Origin of the sequence: Bowmanella dokdonensis (assembly GCF_017254865.1) — a bacterium.
Classification (GTDB): domain Bacteria; phylum Pseudomonadota; class Gammaproteobacteria; order Enterobacterales; family Alteromonadaceae; genus Bowmanella; species Bowmanella dokdonensis.
The window spans coordinates 1-287 of record NZ_JAFKCV010000383.1 but is presented as its reverse complement, the minus strand read 5'-3'; the positions used below and the strand labels follow the sequence as shown (position 1 = coordinate 287).

General features: G+C 51.6%; 1 pseudogene. It reads right to left on the bottom strand.

The features are described 5' to 3' along the window. A pseudogene (gene purH, locus J0A66_RS23020) lies at nt 1–287 on the bottom strand (bifunctional phosphoribosylaminoimidazolecarboxamide formyltransferase/IMP cyclohydrolase); the annotation flags it as partial.

Sequence of the window (287 nt, the reverse complement as noted above, 5' to 3'; positions counted from 1 at the left end):
CTATCTTAACGGCCTCAGCCGAGACGCTAGGGGCAATGATCACTTCAACAAACTGACGGTCGATAATGGCCTGAGCCGTTTTACCATCCAGCTCCTGGTTGAAAGCGATAATGCCACCAAAAGCTGATGTCGGATCGGTTTGATAAGCGCGGTTATAGGCTTCCAGAATATCGCTGCCCAGCGCCACGCCACATGGATTGGCGTGCTTAACGATAACGCAGGCTGGCTCGTTAAATTCTTTCACACATTCCAGGGCAGCATCGGTGTCGGCGATGTTGTTGTAAGAC